Here is a 427-nt window from a genome sequence, read left to right as displayed (position 1 = left end):
ATCATGATGTTCGTGATACGTGAAATCACTCATAATTAGGCATCATTTCGCGCCCGAATCGAACCCACATTTCTAGCTTGGAAGGCTAGAGTAATGGCCATTATACTACATTCGCTTGTATAAAAATATAATTTAATGATGAAAATTAATTTTAATGGTCGGGAAGACAGGATTTGAACCCGCGACCTCCTGGTCCCAAACCAGGCGCTATACCAAGCTAAGCTACTTCCCGTTTTAAAATTTATTTTAAAATTTAATTAATGAAATTATTTTTTTAAAAAAACAAAAATATTAAAAATAATATTTAAATGGCGCACCCAAGAGGACTCGAACCCCTAACCTTCTGAATGTGGATAGAAATATTGCGCCTTAATAATCACTTACTAGGTTTCAATAAGCCCCCACCCAAACCGTACAGGCATGTCTC

At 36.1% G+C, this 427-nt stretch carries 1 tRNA gene; it reads right to left on the bottom strand.

Going from position 1 to position 427, the window contains the following annotated elements:
* Positions 1 to 155: 155 nt before the first annotated feature.
* Positions 156 to 232: transfer RNA gene (locus ACHMP6_RS01885), tRNA-Pro, on the bottom strand.
* Positions 233 to 427: the final 195 nt, after the last annotated feature.

Source organism: Candidatus Phytoplasma palmae, assembly GCF_046896035.1.
Classification (GTDB): Bacteria; Bacillota_I; Bacilli_A; order Acholeplasmatales; family Acholeplasmataceae; genus Phytoplasma; species Phytoplasma palmae.
Note: the sequence above shows the minus strand (reverse complement) of the source record. Positions and strands in the feature narration are given on the sequence as shown.